Genomic DNA, 656 nt, shown 5'->3' on the forward strand with positions numbered 1-656 from the left:
GCCTAGGACACCGCCCTTTCACGGCGGTAACAGGGGTTCGACTCCCCTACGGGATACCATTGGGTCGTTAGCTCAGTTGGTAGAGCAGTTGACTTTTAATCAATTGGTCGCAGGTTCGAATCCTGCACGACCCACCATTTCCTTCCACGGAAATCAAAAYAATGTGGGCGATTAGCTCAGTTGGGAGAGCACCTGCCTTACAAGCAGGGGGTCACTGGTTCGAGCCCGGTATCGCCCACCATTCTCTAAGTATTTTTGGAATAAAACGTCCAAACCAGAACAAGCAATTGATACTGGTTGGTATTTTTGACTCTGAAAGTCTTTAGAAAATGTAACTTCCTTGTGAAGMAACATAGCTCTTTAACAATTTGGAAAGCTGACAAAWCAACAATTTATTGTTGWTTGTAAAGTTCTCAAAGTATTCCTTATGGAATACAACTAAAAACACATTCAAGTGTTCTTGGAATTTGAGTCCGGCAAAATCGATATGTCTCTCGCTCATTTAAATAATGAGAGACAACTTTGGTGATTTGAACATCAACTCGAAACTCCTTCGGGTTGTATGGTTAAGTGACTAAGCGTACACGGTGGATGCCTTGGCAGTCAGAGGCGATGAAGGACGTATTAACTTGCGATAAGCCCAGATTAGGTAGTAA

General features: G+C 43.3%; 2 tRNA genes and 1 rRNA gene. All 3 read left to right on the forward strand.

What is annotated here, in order from left to right:
• Positions 1–61 precede the first annotated feature (61 nt).
• Positions 62–137 (forward strand) — tRNA-Lys (locus tag R2S67_RS22785).
• A gap of 28 nt (positions 138–165) precedes the next feature.
• Positions 166–241, forward strand: a tRNA-Val gene (locus tag R2S67_RS22790).
• A gap of 323 nt (positions 242–564) precedes the next feature.
• Positions 565–656 (forward strand): 23S ribosomal RNA (locus tag R2S67_RS22795); the annotation flags it as partial.

Source organism: Vibrio sp. T13N, from assembly GCF_032970445.1.
Taxonomy (GTDB): Bacteria; Pseudomonadota; Gammaproteobacteria; order Enterobacterales; family Vibrionaceae; genus Vibrio; species Vibrio diabolicus.